The sequence below is a fragment of the Pasteurella canis genome, from assembly GCF_020810675.1.
In the GTDB taxonomy this organism is placed as follows: domain Bacteria; phylum Pseudomonadota; class Gammaproteobacteria; order Enterobacterales; family Pasteurellaceae; genus Pasteurella; species Pasteurella canis.
On sequence record NZ_CP085871.1, the window covers coordinates 198,835 to 219,133 of the forward strand.

General features: G+C 35.6%; 15 protein-coding genes and 4 tRNA genes. 7 read left to right on the top strand and 12 right to left on the bottom strand.

The features are described from left to right. Positions 1-5 precede the first annotated feature (5 nt). Positions 6-1,181, bottom strand: a complete 1,176-nt coding sequence (locus K7G93_RS00905) for an FAD-dependent monooxygenase (protein ID WP_226690257.1) — start codon at positions 1,179-1,181, stop codon at positions 6-8. A gap of 149 nt (positions 1,182-1,330) precedes the next feature. On the opposite strand from K7G93_RS00905, the gene miaB reads away from it, so the two are divergent. Both miaB and K7G93_RS00915 read left to right on the top strand, forming a co-directional pair. Further along, complete coding sequence (miaB, locus tag K7G93_RS00910) at positions 1,331-2,755, top strand: tRNA (N6-isopentenyl adenosine(37)-C2)-methylthiotransferase MiaB (RefSeq protein WP_226690258.1); 1,425 nt, start codon at positions 1,331-1,333, stop codon at positions 2,753-2,755. A gap of 283 nt (positions 2,756-3,038) precedes the next feature. Next, positions 3,039-4,430, top strand: a complete 1,392-nt coding sequence (locus tag K7G93_RS00915) for a nicotinate phosphoribosyltransferase (protein ID WP_226690259.1) — start codon at positions 3,039-3,041, stop codon at positions 4,428-4,430. A 630-nt stretch (positions 4,431-5,060) separates the two neighbouring features. Here K7G93_RS00915 and K7G93_RS00920 read toward each other — a convergent pair. From K7G93_RS00920 to K7G93_RS00930, 3 genes are all read right to left on the bottom strand, one after another. Further along, a tRNA-Leu gene (locus K7G93_RS00920) sits at positions 5,061-5,147 on the bottom strand. 44 nt (positions 5,148-5,191) lie between these two features. Further along, positions 5,192-5,265 (bottom strand) — tRNA-Cys (locus K7G93_RS00925). Positions 5,266-5,272: 7 nt separating this feature from the next. Continuing rightward, positions 5,273-5,348, bottom strand: a tRNA-Gly gene (locus K7G93_RS00930). Positions 5,349-5,621: 273 nt separating this feature from the next. Between K7G93_RS00930 and K7G93_RS00935 the strand changes: the two genes are divergently transcribed. Together K7G93_RS00935 and trxA are read left to right on the top strand one after the other, a co-directional pair. Beyond that, positions 5,622-6,731, top strand: coding sequence for a methionine biosynthesis PLP-dependent protein (locus tag K7G93_RS00935; protein ID WP_226690260.1), 1,110 nt, complete (start codon positions 5,622-5,624; stop codon positions 6,729-6,731). A gap of 111 nt (positions 6,732-6,842) precedes the next feature. Beyond that, a complete protein-coding gene (trxA, locus tag K7G93_RS00940; RefSeq protein ID WP_049216427.1) occupies positions 6,843-7,166 on the top strand; it encodes a thioredoxin in 324 nt (107 codons plus the stop codon). A gap of 58 nt (positions 7,167-7,224) precedes the next feature. Here trxA and cobB read toward each other — a convergent pair whose 3' ends face one another. Continuing rightward, positions 7,225-7,929, bottom strand: a complete 705-nt coding sequence (gene cobB, locus K7G93_RS00945; protein ID WP_226690261.1) for a Sir2 family NAD+-dependent deacetylase — start codon at positions 7,927-7,929, stop codon at positions 7,225-7,227. A gap of 75 nt (positions 7,930-8,004) precedes the next feature. Next, a complete protein-coding gene (rluC, locus tag K7G93_RS00950) occupies positions 8,005-8,979 on the bottom strand; it encodes a 23S rRNA pseudouridine(955/2504/2580) synthase RluC (RefSeq protein WP_191135021.1) in 975 nt (324 codons plus the stop codon). A gap of 422 nt (positions 8,980-9,401) precedes the next feature. Between rluC and rne the strand changes: the two genes are divergently transcribed. Beyond that, positions 9,402-12,383 carry a ribonuclease E gene (rne, locus tag K7G93_RS00955; protein WP_226690262.1) on the top strand — a complete coding sequence of 994 codons (2,982 nt, stop codon included), beginning with the start codon at positions 9,402-9,404 and terminating at the stop codon, positions 12,381-12,383. Positions 12,384-12,522: 139 nt separating this feature from the next. After that, a tRNA-Ser gene (locus K7G93_RS00960) sits at positions 12,523-12,612 on the top strand. A 313-nt stretch (positions 12,613-12,925) separates the two neighbouring features. Here K7G93_RS00960 and priC read toward each other — a convergent pair. The 4 genes from priC to gloA form a co-directional block, all read right to left on the bottom strand. Further along, positions 12,926-13,471, bottom strand: a complete 546-nt coding sequence (gene priC, locus K7G93_RS00965; protein WP_226690263.1) for a primosomal replication protein PriC — start codon at positions 13,469-13,471, stop codon at positions 12,926-12,928. 46 nt (positions 13,472-13,517) lie between these two features. After that, a complete protein-coding gene (locus K7G93_RS00970; RefSeq protein WP_049216422.1) occupies positions 13,518-14,876 on the bottom strand; it encodes a Na+/H+ antiporter family protein in 1,359 nt (452 codons plus the stop codon). 137 nt (positions 14,877-15,013) lie between these two features. Next, positions 15,014-15,664 carry a ribonuclease T gene (rnt, locus tag K7G93_RS00975; protein WP_226690264.1) on the bottom strand — a complete coding sequence of 217 codons (651 nt, stop codon included), beginning with the start codon at positions 15,662-15,664 and terminating at the stop codon, positions 15,014-15,016. A gap of 73 nt (positions 15,665-15,737) precedes the next feature. Beyond that, entirely contained in the window at positions 15,738-16,151 is a 414-nt protein-coding gene (gloA, locus tag K7G93_RS00980) for a lactoylglutathione lyase (RefSeq protein WP_049216420.1), read from the bottom strand. Positions 16,152-16,272: 121 nt separating this feature from the next. On the opposite strand from gloA, the gene K7G93_RS00985 reads away from it, so the two are divergent. Then, complete coding sequence (locus K7G93_RS00985; protein WP_226690265.1) at positions 16,273-18,747, top strand: GDYXXLXY domain-containing protein; 2,475 nt, start codon at positions 16,273-16,275, stop codon at positions 18,745-18,747. Between the two features lie 44 nt (positions 18,748-18,791). On the opposite strand, the gene cmoA is transcribed toward K7G93_RS00985, so the two are convergent. Then, positions 18,792-19,517, bottom strand: coding sequence for a carboxy-S-adenosyl-L-methionine synthase CmoA (gene cmoA / locus K7G93_RS00990; protein ID WP_224046063.1), 726 nt, complete (start codon positions 19,515-19,517; stop codon positions 18,792-18,794). A gap of 65 nt (positions 19,518-19,582) precedes the next feature. Continuing rightward, on the bottom strand, positions 19,583-20,101 hold the full coding sequence (locus tag K7G93_RS00995) for an isoprenylcysteine carboxyl methyltransferase family protein (RefSeq protein ID WP_115322399.1): 519 nt from the start codon (positions 20,099-20,101) through the stop codon (positions 19,583-19,585). Positions 20,102-20,299 lie beyond the last annotated feature (198 nt).

A 20,299-nucleotide genomic window follows, 5' to 3' on the forward strand; every position in this document is an offset into this window, starting at 1 on the left:
TAATCTTATAAGCCTAATGCATATTTTAAGGCTTGTTTTTTTAAGGGCGTTACTTTGTTTGTCGTAAATAACGCGAGATTGCGGGCAATTTTAAGGGGTAAAATATCCTCTTTAAAAGCCTTATAAAAGAGATCCATACCTGATTGCATCAGCAAATTATCCCATTGGCGTTGACGTTGATAACGCATCAATACTTCATTACTTGCTAAGTCGTCTCCTTTTTGTATTGCTTGATTGAAGACCTCTAAGAGTGCTTTGACATCTTTAAAGCCTAGATTCACGCCTTGTCCTGCTAATGGGTTGATTGTATGAGCCGCATCTCCAACTAATACGATCCCTTGCTTGAAATATTCCTGTGCATGACGACGAGTTAATTCGAAGCTATTTGCACATTTTACTTTTATTTTCCCTAAGCGAGCAGGAAAGGCTTGGCTAACTTCCACTGTAAGTTTTTCTAAAGGAAGTTGTTTTAAGGCTCGAATACGTTCAGGTTTGTCGTACCATACTAAACAGGCCTGTTGACCAAGCAAGGGTAAAAAAGCTCTTGGCCCCGAAGGATAAAATTGTTGCCAAGTGATATCTTGTTGTTCTAACACTGTATCGACAATCATTAACAGACAACTTTGACGGTATTGCCAACCAGTTAAACCTATTCCAGCAATTTGACGGAGTTGTGAGTTTGCACCATCAGCCGCAACAATACAGGGTGCAGAATAAGTTTCACCATTCTCAAGTAAAATTTGCCAATATTGGTTGTACTTTGTTATTTTTTTTATTGGTGATCCGAGAGTTGTTTGTATTGTTTCGACAGATTGAATTGTCTGCCATAATCCTAATTGGATGAGATTGTTTTCGACCATAAAGCCTAATTCAGGCAGTTTTAACTCGTCACTATGAAAATGAGTTGAAAAGCCCTCAATTTCCCACGTCTCTAAAGCGCGATAAGGACAAATTCTCATTTTTTCAATATGTTGCCACGCAGTTAGCTGTTTTAATAAATTGACGGAAGCGACACTAATTGCAGAAATACGTAGATCATAGGGGGAATGAGGATCAAAATGAGGTAGGGCTTGTTGTTCGATGAGTTGGATATTGTGCCCTTGCTGCCCTAATCCTAACGCACAGGCCGCACCAACCATCCCACCACCTACTACAATAATGTCTTTTTGTATGACTGCCATTGCTTTTTTCCTTTTAGTTTTTGAAAACTATTTTACCGCCAATGAGGGAAATTCAAAAGAAATCTCTTTTTTAACTAGCCAGCATACTGACAAGTCTGTAAAATAGCCAGTCAAATTTTTTATAGGTTAACTGAATTTTTAAAAACAATATGACGCAAAAATTACATATTAAAACCTGGGGCTGTCAGATGAATGAATATGATTCATCAAAAATGGCAGATCTTTTAAATAGTACCCATGGTTTAGAATTAACTGAAATTCCAGAAGAGGCAGATGTATTATTATTAAATACCTGCTCGATCCGAGAAAAAGCACAAGAAAAGGTCTTTCATCAATTAGGTCGTTGGAAAGAATTAAAAAAACAAAATCCCGCATTAGTCATTGGTGTGGGTGGTTGTGTTGCCTCACAAGAGGGAGAACATATTCGTACTCGAGCCCCTTATGTTGATATTATTTTTGGACCACAAACTTTGCATCGCCTACCTGAAATGATTAATCAAATTCGAGGGGGAAAAAGTTCAGTTGTTGATGTGAGCTTTCCAGAAATTGAGAAGTTTGACCGTTTGCCAGAACCCCGTGCGGAAGGGCCAACCGCCTTTGTTTCTATTATGGAAGGCTGTAATAAATATTGCTCATTTTGTGTGGTGCCTTATACGCGAGGTGAGGAAGTCAGTCGTCCTGTTGATGATGTGTTATTTGAAATTGCTCAATTAGCAGAGCAAGGTGTACGCGAAGTTAATTTATTAGGGCAAAATGTAAATGCCTATCGTGGCGCAACACATGATGATGGTATTTGTACTTTTGCCGAGTTATTACGATTAGTTGCTGCAATTGATGGTATTGATCGTCTACGTTTTACTACAAGTCATCCAATTGAATTTACGGATGATATTATTGATGTTTACCGTGATACGCCCGAACTAGTCAGTTTCTTACATTTGCCTGTCCAGAGTGGCTCAGATCGAGTTCTTTCTATGATGAAACGAAATCATACTGCACTTGAGTATAAATCTATTATTCGTAAATTAAGAGCGGTTCGACCTGACATTCAAATTAGTTCAGATTTTATTGTTGGGTTCCCTGGTGAAACAACTGAGGATTTTGAGCAAACGATGAATTTAATTGCGCAAGTCAATTTTGATATGAGCTTTAGCTTTATTTATTCTGCTCGTCCAGGCACACCAGCTGCAGACATGCCAGATGATGTCAGTGAAGAAGAGAAAAAACAACGTTTATATTTATTACAGCAACGTATCAACAATCAAGCAGCACAATTTAGCCGTGCAATGTTGGGTACAGAACAGCGTGTATTAGTTGAGGGGCCATCGAAAAAAGATATCATGGAACTCACAGGAAGAACAGAAACAAACCGTATTGTTAATTTTGTGGGTACGCCAGATATGATTGGCAAGTTTGTTGATATTAAAATTACAGATGTGTTCACTAATTCCTTACGTGGTGATGTAGTACGTACGGAAGAACAAATGGGATTACGTGTTGTGCAATCACCACAAACAGTGATTAATCGTACTCGTAAAGAAGATGAGCTGGGCGTAGGACGTTACCACGCTTAATTTTTTACTCATACTTATTGCTAAAAGCTGCTCAGGGTGGATTACTTGAGTAGCTTTTTCTTTTTGTTGTTAACTAAAAACTACCTTCTTTAAAAGTGGCTCAATAACATTCACTTAATTCTAGGCATATCATTGTGAATAGTGCTGTTCCAATTTAATAAAATTACACAGATCTTTTACTTTTTATATATTATTTGCACTTATTTAGTGTCATTTAAAATAAATTTTGGTAATTTATATATATCAAAAGTGTATTTTTTTTTAATTAAATGAGTTAAATGGAATGTATACATCGAATTTTTTAAATCTTATCTTAAATGTTGACAGCTATAAGGCATCTCATTGGCTACAGTACCCACCTGATACAAAATATGTGTCTTATTATGTTGAGGCACGTAACGGGAATTTTGATGTTGTGTTTTTTGGTTTACAAGCCTTTATAAAAGAATATTTATTAACACCAATTAGCCAACAGGATATTGATGAAGCAGAAATTGTTTTGAATACGCATGGTTTACCATTTAATCGTAATGGTTGGCAACGTTTAATCGAGAAGTATCAGGGATTCTTACCATTAAAAATAGAAGCTATTCCAGAAGGTACTGTATTACCAGTAAGTAATGTAGTTTGTCAGATTGTTAACACCGATCCTGAATTTTTTTGGCTTGCAGGCTATCTAGAAACGGCATTATTACGTGCAATTTGGTACCCTTCTACAGTTGCCAGTATTTCTTATTTTTGTAAGCAGAAAATTAAACATGCACTTGAACAATCTGCGGATAATTTAGATGGATTATTATTTAAGCTGCATGATTTTGGCGCAAGAGGAGCTTCTAGTTTGGAAACTGTGGCTTTAGGCGGTTTAGCACATTTAGTTAATTTTATGGGAACAGATAGCGTTTCGGCATTACTTGCAGCTCGACGTTGGTATAATGCAACACAAATGCCCGCTTTCTCTATTCCAGCAGCTGAACATAGTACGATAACATCATGGGGAAAAGAAAGAGAAAGTGCTGCTTATGAAAATATGCTAAAGCAATTTGCAGGTAAAGATAAGATGTATGCGGTTGTATCAGATAGCTATGATCTGTGGAATGCCCTAGAAAATATTTGGGGAGAGCAACTGAAAAACAAAGTACAAGTATTAGGTGGGACTTTAGTTATACGTCCAGATAGTGGCGATCCAGCTGAAGTCATATGTCGTACATTAACAATTCTAGAAAACAAATTTGGCTCAGTAGTAAATAATAAAGGCTATAAAGTATTACCTAGCTATATACGTCTTATTCAAGGCGATGGGATAAACTGCCATTCAATTGTGTCCATTTTAGCCTCAATCATGGCTCATGGATTTAGTATTGATAATGTGAGTTTTGGAATGGGAGGCGGCTTATTACAACAAGTCAATCGAGATACGATGAGTTGGGCGATGAAGGCGAGTGCGGTCAATATTGCAGGTGAATGGCAAGATGTTTATAAAGATCCAATAACTAGTCGAGCAAAGCGTTCAAAAAAAGGTCTGCTTGCATTAGTCAAACAACAAAACCAGTGGCAAACAATATCTAAGCAGGTATTAGGTGAACAAGAAAATCAATTACGTACAGTATTTTTGAATGGGCAGTTACTAATTGATGATGATTTAGAAACAATTCGTATGAGAGCAAATAGCTATTAATATTAGATTAATTACTGTCCTTAAATTTATTTTTGTGTATTGTTTGAGTGTTTAAGATGAAATTTTTTTGTTAACTTATTGATATGACTTTTGTATAGGAAGTCAAAATGTAGCCAGAGGCAGATTTTTCTGCAAGTTTTACATCTAAGATAATATGTATGAATCTGCCTCCCTATTTTGTAAAGGTATATGTTTAGTTAATCTTTACTTAGAGATCTTATGATGAAAATAGAAAATGCTCAAAATAAAATAAAGTGATTAGATTTCAGTTGGTTATACTTTATTTGAGTAGAAAATAATGATTTATTGAAAAAAGATAAAATAGATGATGCTTAGCATTTTTACCTCTTTTAACTAAGAAAATTAACTAACTTAGTTAAAAACAATGGGGCAGCAATTTGGGGGGGGGAATTTTCATCTTTGCTATATTTAAGTGTTAGTTATGCATATACTATGCTGAAATAGCTCATTAAAAAATTAAGCAAATTAATACAATACTGCAAGAGTGGCATTATATTGTAATTTAGTACTGCTTAAGTACAGCTTGAATAATAAGAAAAGTAAATTTTTAGGAAAAATAAAAAAAAGCTGATTTGGAGACTATCTTATTGTATTTATTGAGATTTTATATGGTGCCCGAGGCCAGACTTGAACTGGCACGCTTCGAAAAGCGAGGGATTTTAAATCCCTTGTGTCTACCGATTTCACCACTCGGGCACATAATTTAAATATGCTGCGACAACTAACTGCGTTTAAGGTTATGGAGGCGTGTCCCGGAGTCGAACCGAGCTACATGGATTTGCAATCCAGTGCATAACCGCTTTGCTAACACGCCGTTAGTTTGGAGCGGGAAACGAGGCTCGAACTCGCGACCCCAACCTTGGCAAGGTTGTGCTCTACCAACTGAGCTATTCCCGCATTCGCTGTTAGTGCGGTGCATTCTACTGATTTCTAAAAATCTGTCAACGATTGTTTTTAAAAAAGTTGATTAACTGCTGAAAAAAAATGCAGATTGTTTGTTTCTGTTCAAAAATGAGTAGTTTTTTGTTTGTTTTTAAATAGATTTTATGCATTTTGTAGATTACAGAATTTCCTTTTTTGTTTTTTATCTTTATGCCATAATGCAATTTAAGCCATCTGGATGGCTAAATTGGTGGATTGTTTTTTATTAATACAGAATGTAGAGCGTTTATGACACAACAATATTTTATTGAAACATTACTTGCGCAAGCGGGTAACAGAACTGATGAACGGACGGGGGCAGTATCTACACCTATCTTTTTGTCTACAGCTTATGGACATCATGGGATTGGTGAAAGTACTGGGTATGATTATACGAGAACTAAAAATCCAACACGTACTGTACTGGAAGAAACGATTGCTCAGCTTGAGGGAGGGATAAGAGGATTTGCATGCGCTTCTGGTATGGCTGCAATTCAACTCGTTATGTCTCTGTTCTCGTCACCTGATGAATGGATTGTTTCAAACGATGTTTATGGTGGGACTTATCGCCTATTGGACTTTGCTTATAAAAAAACGCATGGTGTGAAACCTGTGTATGTTGATACTGCGGATATCGCTGCAATTGAAGTAGCGATTACAGAAAAAACTAAGGCGATTTTTATAGAAACACTCTCCAATCCATTGATGGAAGAATGTGATGTGGCTGAAATTGCAAAAATTGCTAAAAAATATAATTTGTTGTTAATTGTTGATAATACATTTTTGACACCAGTTTTGTTTAGACCGATCGAACATGGTGCAGATATTGTGATCCATAGTGCAACTAAGTATCTTGCTGGTCATAATGATACTTTAGCTGGGCTTATTGTTGCAAAAGACTTAGATCTCTGTGAGCGTTTATTTTATATTCAAAATGGAGCGGGAGCTGTGCTATCGCCATTTGATTCTTGGCTAACGATTCGAGGAATAAAAACTTTAGCATTACGAATTGAGCGACATCAAAGTAATGCCAAAGCTTTAGCAACATTTCTAAAAAAGCAGCCACAAGTCGCAGATGTGTTGTATCCTAATAAAGGAGGTATGCTATCTTTTCGTTTACAGGATGAAAATTGGGTTAATCCATTTTTAAAAGCTATTAAATTGATTACTTTTGCTGAAAGTCTGGGGGGAACGGAAAGTTTTATTACTTATCCCGCAACTCAAACACATATGGACATTCCTGAGCACGAACGCATTGCAAGAGGTATTTGTAATCGTCTATTACGTTTTTCAGTGGGTTTAGAAAATATTGAAGATCTTAAAGCTGATTTACAGCAGGCCTTTGCACAATTAAGCTGAGTTTTCATCGTAAACGGATTGATTTGCATCATGCTTGTGATATTATCAATGCACTTGAAATTATGAAAAGCGTTCTTATTATAGAAAGCATTATTAACAAAAAAGGAAAAAATAATGGAAGTATTACACTCAACTGATGCAACATTTGTAGCTGATGTAGTTAATTCAGATGTACCTGTATTATTAGATTTTTGGGCGCCTTGGTGTGGTCCTTGTCGTATGATTTCACCTATTTTAGATGAAATTGCTGCGGATTTTTCGGGGAAAGTAAAAGTAGTAAAAATTAATATTGATGAAAACCAAGAAACACCTGCACAATTAGGTGTACGTAGTATCCCGACATTAGTGTTATTTAAAGACGGTAAAGCAGTTGCAACACAAGTTGGCGCATTACCGAAAAATCAGTTAGCGAATTTTATTAATCAAAATATCTAACGTAAATGAATTAAAGATAAATCCCAAGTATAGTGCTTGGGATTTTTTTATATTTGAATTATAAGAATTGATTCACATAATGTGGGACAATTTGGCTTGCTTTACCATAGTGAAATTCGTCGAAACTTGACCGCACTTTACTAGGTTCTAAGTTGAGTTCGACAGTATGTGCGCCATGATGTCTTGCTTCATTAACGAAGCCAGCAGCAGGGTAGACATGACCAGAGGTGCCGATTGCAATAAAATAATCACATTCACAAAGTGCCCTATAAATACGCTCCATCTCTAAAGGATATTCTCCAAACCAAACAATATGAGGGCGTAATGTTTGTGGTATTGTGCAACATGTGCATTTATCTTGCTGAGTAATATCTTTTTGCCAAGTATAAATTTTTCCCGATTTGGTACAGCGAACTTTTAATAATTCACCATGCATGTGAATGATGTTTTTTGAGCCAGCACGTTCGTGTAAGTTATCCACATTTTGCGTTATAACTAATAGGTTTTGACCTATTTTTTGTTCTAGCTTAGCAAGAGCAAAATGTGCTGCATTAGGTTTCAAATTAGTATCTAATAGCTGTTTACGACGAGTATTATAGAAGTGTTGGACCAGTTGTGGATTTTTTATAAATCCTTCTGGTGTTGCAATATCTTCAATACGATGCTCTTCCCATAGACCGTCTGAAGCACGAAAAGTACGGATACCTGACTCAGCTGAAATCCCAGCGCCTGTTAATACAACAATTTTAGGAGATTTGGACAAGATTGTTTCTCTTTTATAAATAATTTCAATTAATAGCACATCATAGTATTGAAATGCTATTTTCTTTGTATTTGTTCATGTATTTTGGCTACGTAGTAATTTTAAAATTATCTTCATGTCTTCATCAAGTGGTGCATTGATACGCAAGATCTCCCCTGTTTTGGGATGTTCAAAACGAATTGAAAATGCATGTAGGAATAAGCGTTTTAATCCTAATTTGCTCATTTCTTCATCAAAAGCTTTATCACCATACTTCTCATCGAATGCGATAGGATGGCCTGTATATTGAGTATGTACTCGGATTTGATGAGTTCGTCCCGTTATTGGTGAAGCTTTTATTAATGTGGCTTGAGTATAGCGTTCTTCGATCGAAAAGCGTGTTTCAGAAGGTTTACCTTGAGCATTGACTTTAACAATTCGCTCGCCACTTGATAATTCATTTTTCAATAAAGGGGCAATGACTATTTTACAATGAGATTGCCATTGTCCACGAACTAATGCTAAATAATCTTTTTGTACAGTTTTTTCACGTAATTGCTCATGCAAATGACGTAATGCGGAGCGTTTTTTGGCTACCAATAAAATACCCGAAGTATCTCTGTCTAAACGATGTACAAGCTCAAGAAAGCGAGCATCAGGGCGTAGTGCGCGTAGTGCCTCAATAACACCAAAGTTTAACCCACTTCCTCCATGTACAGCCATACCAGACGGTTTGTTGAGAATTAATAAAGTATCATCTTCAAAAATAATATGTTTTTCTAATTGATTAACTTTATTTAATTTATTAGAAACTGGCGCTTTCTCTTTTTCTGATAGACGGACAGGAGGGATACGTACAATATCATCTATTTGTAATTTATACTCGGGCTTTATACGGCTTTTGTTCACTCGTACTTCACCTTTACGTAAAATGCGATAGATTAAACTTTTTGGTACACCCTTCAATTTAGTTAATAAATAATTATCGATACGCTGTCCTGCTTCATCTTCACTAATAGTAAGCAGTTTTACATTTTGACTGATAGTTTTTGAGCTTTTATTTTGATGCATTTAAGAAATCTTTTTGATGAAAATTGGGTGGATCATATCACATTTTCCTATCCTTTAAATGATTAAAATTACCTTGATAAATAAGAGTGATAAGTACATAATAGTGCGTATTTTTACGTCATTGGTGTGACTTGAAAATGGAGTGTTATTGTTAAGTTAATATAATGCAGCATATGGCATAAGACATTGGTAACTTAGTGATTTTAAATGTTAAAAATAGTACGAGTACTTGCGGAAGTATTTTTATAGTCTATTCCGTTTTACGAAAAATGTGTTCTTTTACTTCATTTGATTAACGTAATCAATGCGCCCAGCCGTTGACAGTCGAGAGACTGACATCTGGCGACAGACACGAGGTCGATTACGAAGAAAAGTACGTTTATTTTTAATTAAGCAACAGAATAAAATTAAGAGAACAAAGAATGAAAAGAATGTTAATTAATGCAACTCAAAAAGAGGAGTTGCGCGTTGCATTAGTGGATGGGCAACGTTTATTTGACTTGGATATTGAAAGCCCAGGACATGAACAAAAGAAAGCAAACATTTACAAAGGTCGGATCACACGTGTAGAGCCAAGTTTAGAGGCCGCATTTGTGGATTATGGTGCTGAGCGCCATGGCTTTTTACCATTAAAGGAAATTGCACGTGAATATTTTCCTGAGGATTATGTTTATCAAGGACGTCCAAATATTCGAGATATTTTGAGCGAAGGACAAGAAGTTATCGTTCAAGTTAATAAAGAGGAACGTGGTAATAAAGGGGCTGCATTAACGACTTTTGTCTCTTTAGCTGGCAGTTATTTAGTGATTATGCCAAATAATCCAAGAGCAGGCGGTATTTCACGTCGTATTGAAGGAGATGAGCGTTTAGAGTTAAAAGAAGCATTAAGCTCATTGGATGTGCCAGATGGTGTGGGATTAATTGTACGTACTGCGGGTGTGGGTAAGTCTCCGGAAGAATTACAATGGGATTTAAAGGTTTTATTGCACCATTGGGAAGCGATTAAGCAGGCATCAGAAAGCCGTCCAGCCCCTTTTTTGATTCACCAAGAAAGCGATGTTATTGTACGTGCAATTCGTGATTATTTACGTCGTGATATTGGGGAAATCCTAATTGATAGTCCTAAAGTATATGAGAAAGCTAAGGCACATATTAAGTTAGTACGCCCAGATTTTATTCATCGAGTTAAACTATATCAAGGAGAAGTGCCGTTATTTAGCCATTATCAAATTGAGTCACAAATTGAATCTGCTTTCCAACGTGAAGTACGTTTGCCTTCTGGTGGTTCAATTGTTATAGATGTAACGGAAGCATTAACTGCAATTGATATCAACTCTTCTCGTTCAACTCGTGGGGGGGATATCGAAGAAACCGCATTAAATACTAACCTTGAGGCAGCAGATGAAATTGCACGTCAATTGAGATTACGCGACTTAGGTGGCTTAATTGTAATCGATTTTATTGATATGACACCTGTGCGTCATCAGCGTGAAGTTGAAAATAGAATTCGTGATGCGGTTCGTCAAGATCGTGCTCGTATTCAGATTAGCCGTATTTCCCGTTTTGGATTGCTTGAGATGTCACGTCAACGTTTAAGTCCATCGTTAGGTGAGTCTTCACATCATGTGTGCCCACGTTGTCAAGGCACAGGAAAAATTCGGGATAATGAATCGCTTTCTTTGTCAATTTTACGTCTTATCGAAGAAGAAGCACTAAAAGAGAATACGAAACAAGTTCATACTATTGTGCCTGTTGAGATTGCCTCTTACTTGCTGAATGAAAAACGTAAGGCAATTTATAGCATTGAAAAGCGTCATGAAGTGGATGTGATTGTTGTTCCTAATGAAGCAATGGAAACACCACACTTCAGTGTTTTCCGTGTTCGTGACGGTGAGGAAGTAAATGAGCTGAGTTATAACTTAGTTAAGCTACATCAAGAGCAAGATGATCAGTTTATCCCTGAAGATTCTCTAGTTTCACGTAATATCGAAGTAGCCGCTGTTACAAGTGAGAATATGCTAGAAAGTGCAGCTGTTTCAATGGCAATTCCTGCCCCAGCTCCTGTCCCTGAAAAGAAAGTAGATGATAAGCCTTCTTTATTAGCACGTATTATTGGTAAAATCAAAGCACTTTTCGCAGATAAGCCTGTGGAAGAAGAAAAATCCAAAAACAATCGCAATAGAAACAATCGTAATCGCCGCAATCAAGAACGTCGTAATAATCGTCGCTCTCGTTCAGAAAATACAGAGCGTGAAAATAACGTAAAACGTAATGATGAGATTGTTGAAGAAGTTATTCGCCCTCGTTCTGAGCGTAGTAATAAACGTCAACGTAAAGCGAGTGTTGTAGAAAGTACGGTTGTAAATGAGCCAGCTGTAGAATCTATAATAGATAATTCAGATGTGGAGAAAGTGGAGCAACCTACTCAACGTCGTCCACGCCGTGATCTGCGTAAGAAAGTTCGTATTACGGATGAAGTCTCAACTGAGACTATTTCTACAGAATCTTCAGAACAAATTCCATCTGAAGTTGTGAATTTGGAGATGGAATCTCAGGAACAAACACCAACTGAAATTGAATCAGTTGAAGTTCTAGTATTAGAAGAGGTTGACAGTGAAAAACGTCGTGATAACCGTCGCCGTTTATCGCGTCACTTACGAGCAAATAATCAACGTCGCCGTCGCAATAACCAAGAGACTAAGTCGCCTATGCCATTATTTGCTGCGGTTGCCTCACCAGAGTTAGCAAGCGGTAAAGTATGGATAGATCATAACTCTATTTCTGTGGCTAAAGATAATCAGTTTTTATCAGTAGATGAGCTCTTAGAACAACAAAATCAATCAAAAAATGATATCGTTGCAACAATTCCAGCAATGGGACTTGTTGAGAATAGTGAAAAATCATCAAAGCCATTTAATGCATTTATGACTCAGCCTGCTAATGAGTCTGTAGAGAAAAAAGTGCAAGAATCTTTACAGCGTTTAGAGGCGGAGCAATCTTTAGTTGAAATAAATCTAGCAAATAGCGAAATGGATACCCAGAAAATTGAGTATGCTGTTGTTGAGCCAACAGTTGAGCATGTGGATCTTCATATAGAACAAACTGAGCAGTTAGATATTACAGAGAAACGTGAACAATCGTTAGTATCAGAGACTGGAATCAACATTATGCCAGATAATGAACGAACTTTTATCTTTACTGGACGCTTAGGTACAGTCTCAGCTGTTGAGCATACTAAAGCTGAGATGACATTAGCTAAAGCAATGAATGACATTGTGGCTATGTCAGAAATTGAAGTATGGAGTGAATCACGCTATTACTTCCATGGTAAAGGTACAGCAGGACATCATAGTGCAATTAGTCATGTGTATGCTGAACCAACTAGGGCTGAAAGTAAAGCTTAGTGAGTGTTTTGTAGATTTAGTGAGGATAGTAAAGTAGAATCTGTGAGTTGTTCTAAAATAGAACAATTGAATAAAAATCTTAATTTAATTGCTTGACTTAGAACAACAAAATTCGTATTATTCACCTCGCTTAAATCACGGAGGAATGGTCGAGTGGTTGAAGGCACCGGTCTTGAAAACCGGCGAGGGTTTACGCCCTCCGTGAGTTCGAATCTCACTTCCTCCGCCATCAAATTCTAGAAGCCGTAAGTCGATAAGACTTGCGGTTTTTTATTTATTTGTTAATTGATGAGAATTTTGTCAAAGTTGGTGTAATGAGTGGGGAATTATTTCTATGGTGTTGGAGGATGTAACAAACAACACCTTGTACTTTAACATATAGTTGGAGCTTTTTACTATTCAAGCAAAGAGGAAAAACAGTCTATATATATTTTAGGTTCATTAAGCTCATCGAAGAGTAATAAGTAAGTCTGTCAGTCAGCCTTTAAAATATAATTCAAGCACTTTATATCATTATTCTTACAAGTGATTATATAAAGCAACTAGATTTGATTTTCTTTAAATATCAAATATTCCTCAAGTACTTCAATTGCCATTAGACATTTATCACGGCGTTGTTGAGTAAAAGCGATTTTTTGCTCAAGATATGATCTTTCATTTGGATCTTGTGTTTTATGTTTTTCATCTTGTTGTTGAGTAATTTTTTCATTTAGCGCTTGGAGTGCAACATAATATTTTTCTAAACGTTCGCGAGGTGGCAGTTGATGAATAGATTGTATCATTTGCTGCGTTTTTTTGGACATTGTGTTAACTGTAATTGGATTTAATGCATCAGAAAGTGCTGTACATTGTGATAATAGTTTTTCAGTGAAGAAGATCGCCAAATTGAGATCATTTTCTGGCACATGTGCAAGTTGTGTTAATGTTTCTTGTATTTTCTGATAGTAAAATGAGAAAGATTGACTATTTTCACTAAATAATTGGGGATCAAATTTAGTATTCAATTTTTGCTCGGTATGTTGAGCATATTGTGCGTATAGCTGATTTACTTTACTTGTTAAGGATTGAAGTAGTTCTGTTTTTGTCATGGCTTTTTACAGGAAAAAATCCTCCCAGAAGGGAGGATTTATTTTATTATAGATACATTGCAGCTAACCAGCCGAAGATAATTAGTGGGATGTTATAGTGAATAAATGTCGGCACAACAGAATCCCAGATATGGTCATGCTTACCATCCGCATTTAAGCCTGAAGTTGGTCCTAATGTCGAATCAGAAGCAGGTGAGCCAGCATCACCTAATGCGGCAGCAACACCAATGATGGATACAGTAGCAAGCGGTGAAAAACCCAACGATATACAGAGTGGCACGTAAATTGAAGCGATAATTGGTACGGTTGAGAATGAGGAGCCAATGCCCATAGTGATAAATAAACCAACTAATAACATTAAGAATGCGGCTAATCCTTTACTGTCAGTACCTAAACCTTGGCTAAAAGTTTGCACTAAGCTAGTTACGCCTCCTGTTGTATTAATTACGTTAGCAAAGCCAGATGCTGCAATCATAACAAAGCCAATCATTGCCATTAAGCGTAAGCCTTGTTGAAAAATATCATTACTTTCTTTCAGTTTGAAAATGCCACAGACAGCAAAAATAACTAAACCCGCTAAACCGCCAATGATTGTTGAGCTAGTAAAAAGTTGTAATCCAAATGTCACAATGATTGCAGCTAAACTTGCACCAATATGGAATGGTTTTATATTGGTAATATGGGACTCAATGTCTGCTGTACTAATTTGACTATGCACTATTGGGTACTCTCTTGGTTTTCGGTAGCTAATGAAAACAGCTGTGAGTAAGCCTAAAATCATACCAACGACAGGAACTGCCATACCTAGTGATACTTCAGCAACAGAGGTTTGTAAACCTAAAGTTGCACCAGCTTGGTTGATGTTTTTGACTAATACACTCTCAATAAAAATTTTTCCGAAACCAACGGGTAATAACATATAAGTTGCAGTTAAACCAAATGTGAGTACACATGCTACTGCACGGCGGTCAAGTTTTAATTTATTAAAGATCGCAAGTAGCGGTGGAATCACAATAGGAATGAAGGCGATATGCACAGGCAGTAAATTTTGTGATGAAATAGCGAATAGGGCAAGTATCGCTAAAATAAAATATTTAAAGCCTGCCATAGAACGACTAGTTGGTGTATTGCCTAAGCGCTTTATGACTTTATAGGCTAATAAGTCGGTAATGCCTGATTTAGAGATAGCAACAGCGAAGGCGCCTAAAATAGCATAGTTCATTGCAACTTCAGCACCACCACCAAGCCCATTAGTAAATGTTTTAATTGTTTCGCTGACACCAAGATCGCCAGTTAAACCAGCTACCAATGCAGAAATAACCAGTGCAATAACTACGTTAATTCGCAATAAGCTTAAAACAAGTAAAACAACAATAGAAATCACGACTGGATTTGTTAATAACATTGTGTTTATCCTTAGGTTATTTTTTAGAAAGAATTTCTAAATTTACTAAAAAAAAATAATTTGTCTAGACTCGATCTCGCAAAATGATAAAGTTAATTGGTCTTTTGCTAAAAAGAGCGGTCTATTTTTAGAAAATTTTAAATTTGATGTGGAAAGCCACCTAAACTTTTTAAGTGATTTACCATGTAGCAAAAGAGTTCAGCGGTACGCTCTGTATCATACAAAGCAGAGTGTGCTTGTTTACAATCAAAGGCAATTTTAGCGGCTTGACATGCTTTTACTAAGACAGTTTGCCCAAACATGAAACCACTTAGAGTGGCTGTATCAAAAAGCCCAAAAGGGTGGAATGGGTTCCGTTTTACACTGGTACGTTCAGCTGCTGCCATGAGAAAACTTTGATCAAAAGCTGCGTTGTGTGCAACGATAATTGCACGCTGGCATTCAGCCTCTTTTTGTCCTTTGCGAACCATTCTAAATAATTCAGTGATAGCATGTGTTTCACTGACTGCACCACGTAAAGGATTATGAATATCAATGCCATTGAACTGTAATGATTCAGGATTAATATTTGCATTTTCAAAAGGTTCAATATGGAAATGGCAGCGTTGATCTGGTACTAACAAACCATTTTCATCCATTTTTACTGTGATTGCAGCAAGCTCTAATAAGGCATCTGTTTTAGCATTAAAGCCTGCTGTTTCAACATCAATGATGACGGGAAAATAACCTCGAAAACGGTTTTTTAATAAATTGTAATTTGTAGTTGATTCAGTTTTGATTTCTGTCACATTACTATCCTATATTCAAGCAGATAGCGTGGACAAAGCCACGCTATCAAAACTTTTCAAAAATTGACCGCACTTAAATTGAATTACCTAAGCCTGCTTGAGCATGTTTATTTTCAATAAATTCAATTTTATATCCATCAGGATCTTCAACAAAGGCAATTACTGTTTTTCCGCCTTTTACTGGCCCTGGCTCACGTGTAATTTTTCCTCCTGCATGGCGAACAGCTTCACAGGTTGTGTAAATATCATCTACACCAATTGCAATATGGCCGTAAGCGGTACCTAGTTCATATTCAGTTACCCCCCAATTATAGGTCAACTCTAATACTGAAGCTTTGTCTTCATCATCATACCCTAGAAATGCAAGAGTATATTTATATTCTTCATTTTCACTCGTGCGTAGCAAACGCATACCTAAGACATCTTGATAAAATTTAATTGAGCGTGTTAAATCAGTTACACGCAACATCGTGTGTAGAATGCGCATAAGTTACTCCAAGTTTATGTTAACTAGTTAAAAAGTATGTAAAGTCATTGTCAAAATTGTTTAAGATTATGCCATAATCAAGGCGAAAAATCATTACATTCTCAAGAGTAAGGAAAAACAGATGCAACAGACGACATTGTTTAATTTATCTTGGCAGAAGTATTTAGTGCTTTTATTTGCGTTGTTAAGTGCAGGTTTTTTTGCAAGTGGTGCAATTACATGGATTGCGGCAAACTGGGATTATTTTTCTAAATTTCAAAAGCTTTATAGTATCCAAGCTTTATTTTTTATTACTGTAGGTCTGGGTTTATCCTTTTATTATCGAGAAGTGAAAAAAGCACATAACTCAGGGCTTTTTTCATTGATTTTTTCATTTTTATCTGTTGTTTTTCTTGGTGGTATGTTTGCCTTAATTGGACAAACATACCAAACAGGCGCAGATCCTTGGGAGCTATTTGCTGTTTGGTCATTGTGCCAAATTCCGTTTTTAATTTTATTTCCTAATATTGCAAGTGCGTTGTTATTAGCTACGACATCCAATACAGCATTAATTTTAGCTGATCATATACTCAGTGGCAGTTTAGAGATGTTGTTAATAGGCCTTAACTTAATCTTATTAGTGCTGTATGAGTATTTTGGTGAAAAATTAAAAGATATACATTGGCGTATATTACCAAAATTATTAATGTTAGCTTTAGTGGGATCTTTTTTTGCACTCATGTTTCGTAGCAATGCGGCCATCATTTCTTGGTTAATCTCAGCAGGCTTAATTTATTATTACAAAGAGCGTCGTTTTGATTTTCTCAATTTAATTATCTTATTTATCTACGTTATTATTAGTTTCCATATCAAATTATTATTAGAATTAGGCAATGATTTTTTCTCAGGTGTTTTTTTAGTAACTATATTAGCGTTCGCTTCAACAATTGGTAGTGTTGTTATTTTAACAAAATGGTTTAAAGCACATAATCCAATGACTAAAAAAGTAACTTGGCATATTTATCCTTTATTTATTTTACTTATTTTATTTTGTACAGGATTGTTTTTAGCTACAGCTATTTTTACCTTTGAGTTATTGGAGAATGAAGATCAGCTAGTTTATCTGAGTTTTATTTTACTTATCATTGCAAGCATAATGCATTTTAGTAAAAAAGAAGAGAATGATTTATTCCATATTGCTATTGATATGTTATTGGCGATTGGTTTAATCATCTATTTTATTTTCTTTTTGTTTGAGTCAGGATCTGAAGTTTATCTTGCTTTAATGCTGGTAATTTCTATCTTTTTCTATGTATTACGTACCACAAATTGGTTACGTTTTCTTATCAGTGCGTTAGCAATTATCGCAATTCTCTGTTATTTAGATTTTTTTGAGCTTGGTTGGCATATTAATGAAGGGGATTTATCAAGTCAATTTGTGTTATCTTCACAGCAATGGTTGATGATATTGGGGCTGGGGCTTTACTATTACTGTGCTATCAATCGCGAAAGCCAAGGTGGGATTATTCTGTTACCTATTGCTTGGGCTCTGTTATTAATTGGTTTGAGCCTGCCAAATTTAGATATTTTCAGAAATTGGGAATTTTTTGAGCCAGTAGCAGAATTACCCGAGATGAAGAGTGTATTTGATTGGTTTAATATCATTACAGTTTATTTTTTTACGCATTTTAGCCAGGAAGTATGGTTGTTAAAGAGTTTAACTTTCGTACTTTCGATCACGCCTATTATCTTTTTTCTTTTGATAAGTAGACGTTTTGTGTTAAGTAAAAAGTTACAGGCAGTGTTATTTTTCGCTATTTTATTGTTGTGTGTGAGTTTTATTAGTGCAAATGAAACATTAGCTTGTATTGCGTTATTATTTTTAGCTTATTTAAGCGTAAGTCGAATTTTATTTGTGGTGGCTATTTTGGGAGTAGTGACAAATTTAGCAGCTTACTACTATTTACTGACTATACCGCTATTGTATAAATCCTTTCTCTTGATGGCATTGAGCGTTATTTGGTTATGTTTTATGTTAATTTTAATCGTTAATATAAAAAAACAAGATATTGTTGAAGTGAAGGTAGAAGGGAATATTTCACATCGTAATCCATTGTTAATAAGAGTTATGTTAACTGCAATAACTGCATTATTTATTGGTTTGGCTACAAATTATAGCATTTATAAATATGAAGATATTTTAAACACTGGTGAACCAATTATTTTAAAAACTGCACCTCTTGATCCTCGGTCTTTAATGCAAGGGGACTACATGAGTTTAAATTATGAAATATTACAAGATATTTATAATATATGGTATGAGGATCCTTCAGATGGTGCATCTTTTGTGTATGCGTTATTAAAACGTGATGAATTAGGTATAACCATGTTATGCCGTTTACAAAAAACTGTCCCAACAAGCTTTGATGGCTGTACGCCAGATATTTATTTGCCGATTAATGTAGCACACTGGCAGCCTCGATTACCAAGCCAAGATTATTTTTTTGCAGAAGGCAAGGGTGAATATTATGCTCAGGCAGAATATGCAGAATACCGTTTTAAAAATGGTAAAGCCTTGTTATTCCAATTATTAGATAAAAATCTAAACCCATTATAAGCAGAAAGGCGGTACTCAAACCGCCTTTTTTATCATAAGTATGATTATTTCACTGCAATCATAGAACCAAAGTTGAAACATTGGAACCATAGCTCAACTTGATTAAAGCCAACCTCTGCTAACCTCGATTTGTGTGTCAAAATACTATCTGTACGCATGACATTTTCAAGTGCAGTACGTTTTTGGCTTACTTCTAATTCACTATATCCATTAGCTCGTTTAAATTGGTGATGTAAATCAATCAATAAATTATCAACTTTCTCATCTTCAAAACGGAATTTTTCAGATAATACTAATACACCATTCGGGTTTAAACCCTGATAAATCTTTTTCAATAGCAGGCTACGATCCTCTGGAGGTAAAAACTGGAGTGTGAAATTTAAAATGACCATCGAGGCATTTTCAATTTGAATATGGCGAATATCATCACATAGGATCTCTACTGGTACAGTACTTTGGTAGGCATTAATATGCTGTCGACAACGCTCAACCATCGGTAATGAGTTGTCTACACCAATAATTTTAACACCAGATTTACTGATGTTACGTCGTGCAGAGAGTGTCGCAGCTCCACGTGAACAGCCTAAGTCATAGACATGACTATTATCAGTGACAAAACGAGAAGCTAACATGCCAATTGCAGTGATGATATTTGAGTAGCCAGGAATTGAACGTTGAATCATATCAGGAAAAACTTCTGCTACACTTTCATCAAAAGTAAAATCACCTAATTTTGCAATAGGGGTAGAAAAAAGCGTATCTTTAACCATAATTTTTTAAAATCCAATTAAAAGTGCGGTCATTTTAGAAGAAGTTTTTCGCTATCACAAATAAATTATTGTGCCTTAAATAAATGTGTCATCGCAGTTTCTTCTTGCTTAATTCTTATTGCTAAAATTACGAGATAAATAGGTAAGCCAATTATTGCAGTATATTTGGCTTGGCAAAACAAGCATAACCCAATGAGCTCAGGAATAATATTCAAGAAATAGTTTGGATGGCGTATATATTTAAATAAAAAAGAACGATTGATTTTATGCTCAGGCAAAATATAAATTTTGACAGTCCAAATTTCTTTTAATTCATAAATGACATAAAACAACATTGCTATAGCAAAGATAAGAATTACTAGGCCGACTTGGGATGTTGTATTAAAGATAATATCATGATAATTAGCTTCACCAATTGCAGCAAGATAAAACAACACATGCACGATAGATAAGATGGATGAATTACGTTTACCATACTGTATTGCACCTTTGGCGAGAAGTGCTTTCTCATTGCGAATTGAAATAGAAAGGCTATAAAAACGAATAATTAACGTCAATATAAAAATAAGATTGATAAATAACATGATGCTATCCTTAACTAGATTAAACTCCAATAACGTTTGGCTAATATAACAAAAATGAGAATAAGATGCATTAAAAGCAGATATGTTTTTATTTAAATCAGCACTGCTTTAGTAGCTTCTTACAATAGTTTGGACAGAAATAATCTTTTTTTCTCCACTCATTTTCCGCTATAATTGTTGCAATTTTTTTCATAATTA

Bases quoted from the DNA above. Each gene is read 5' to 3' on its own strand.
- rne (WP_226690262.1), top strand. From the start codon at position 9,402: ATGAAAAGAATGTTAATTAATGCAACTCAAAAAGAGGAGTTGCGCGTT.
- K7G93_RS00935 (WP_226690260.1), top strand. From the start codon at position 5,622: ATGACACAACAATATTTTATTGAAACATTACTTGCGCAAGCGGGTAAC.
- K7G93_RS00995 (WP_115322399.1), bottom strand. From the start codon at position 20,101: ATGTTATTTATCAATCTTATTTTTATATTGACGTTAATTATTCGTTTT.
- K7G93_RS00915 (WP_226690259.1), top strand. From the start codon at position 3,039: ATGTATACATCGAATTTTTTAAATCTTATCTTAAATGTTGACAGCTAT.
- K7G93_RS00970 (WP_049216422.1), bottom strand. From the start codon at position 14,876: ATGTTATTAACAAATCCAGTCGTGATTTCTATTGTTGTTTTACTTGTT.
- priC (WP_226690263.1), bottom strand. From the start codon at position 13,471: ATGACAAAAACAGAACTACTTCAATCCTTAACAAGTAAAGTAAATCAG.
- gloA (WP_049216420.1), bottom strand. From the start codon at position 16,151: ATGCGCATTCTACACACGATGTTGCGTGTAACTGATTTAACACGCTCA.
- miaB (WP_226690258.1), top strand. From the start codon at position 1,331: ATGACGCAAAAATTACATATTAAAACCTGGGGCTGTCAGATGAATGAA.
- K7G93_RS00985 (WP_226690265.1), top strand. From the start codon at position 16,273: ATGCAACAGACGACATTGTTTAATTTATCTTGGCAGAAGTATTTAGTG.
- K7G93_RS00905 (WP_226690257.1), bottom strand. From the start codon at position 1,181: ATGGCAGTCATACAAAAAGACATTATTGTAGTAGGTGGTGGGATGGTT.
- rluC (WP_191135021.1), bottom strand. From the start codon at position 8,979: ATGCATCAAAATAAAAGCTCAAAAACTATCAGTCAAAATGTAAAACTG.
- cmoA (WP_224046063.1), bottom strand. From the start codon at position 19,517: ATGGTTAAAGATACGCTTTTTTCTACCCCTATTGCAAAATTAGGTGAT.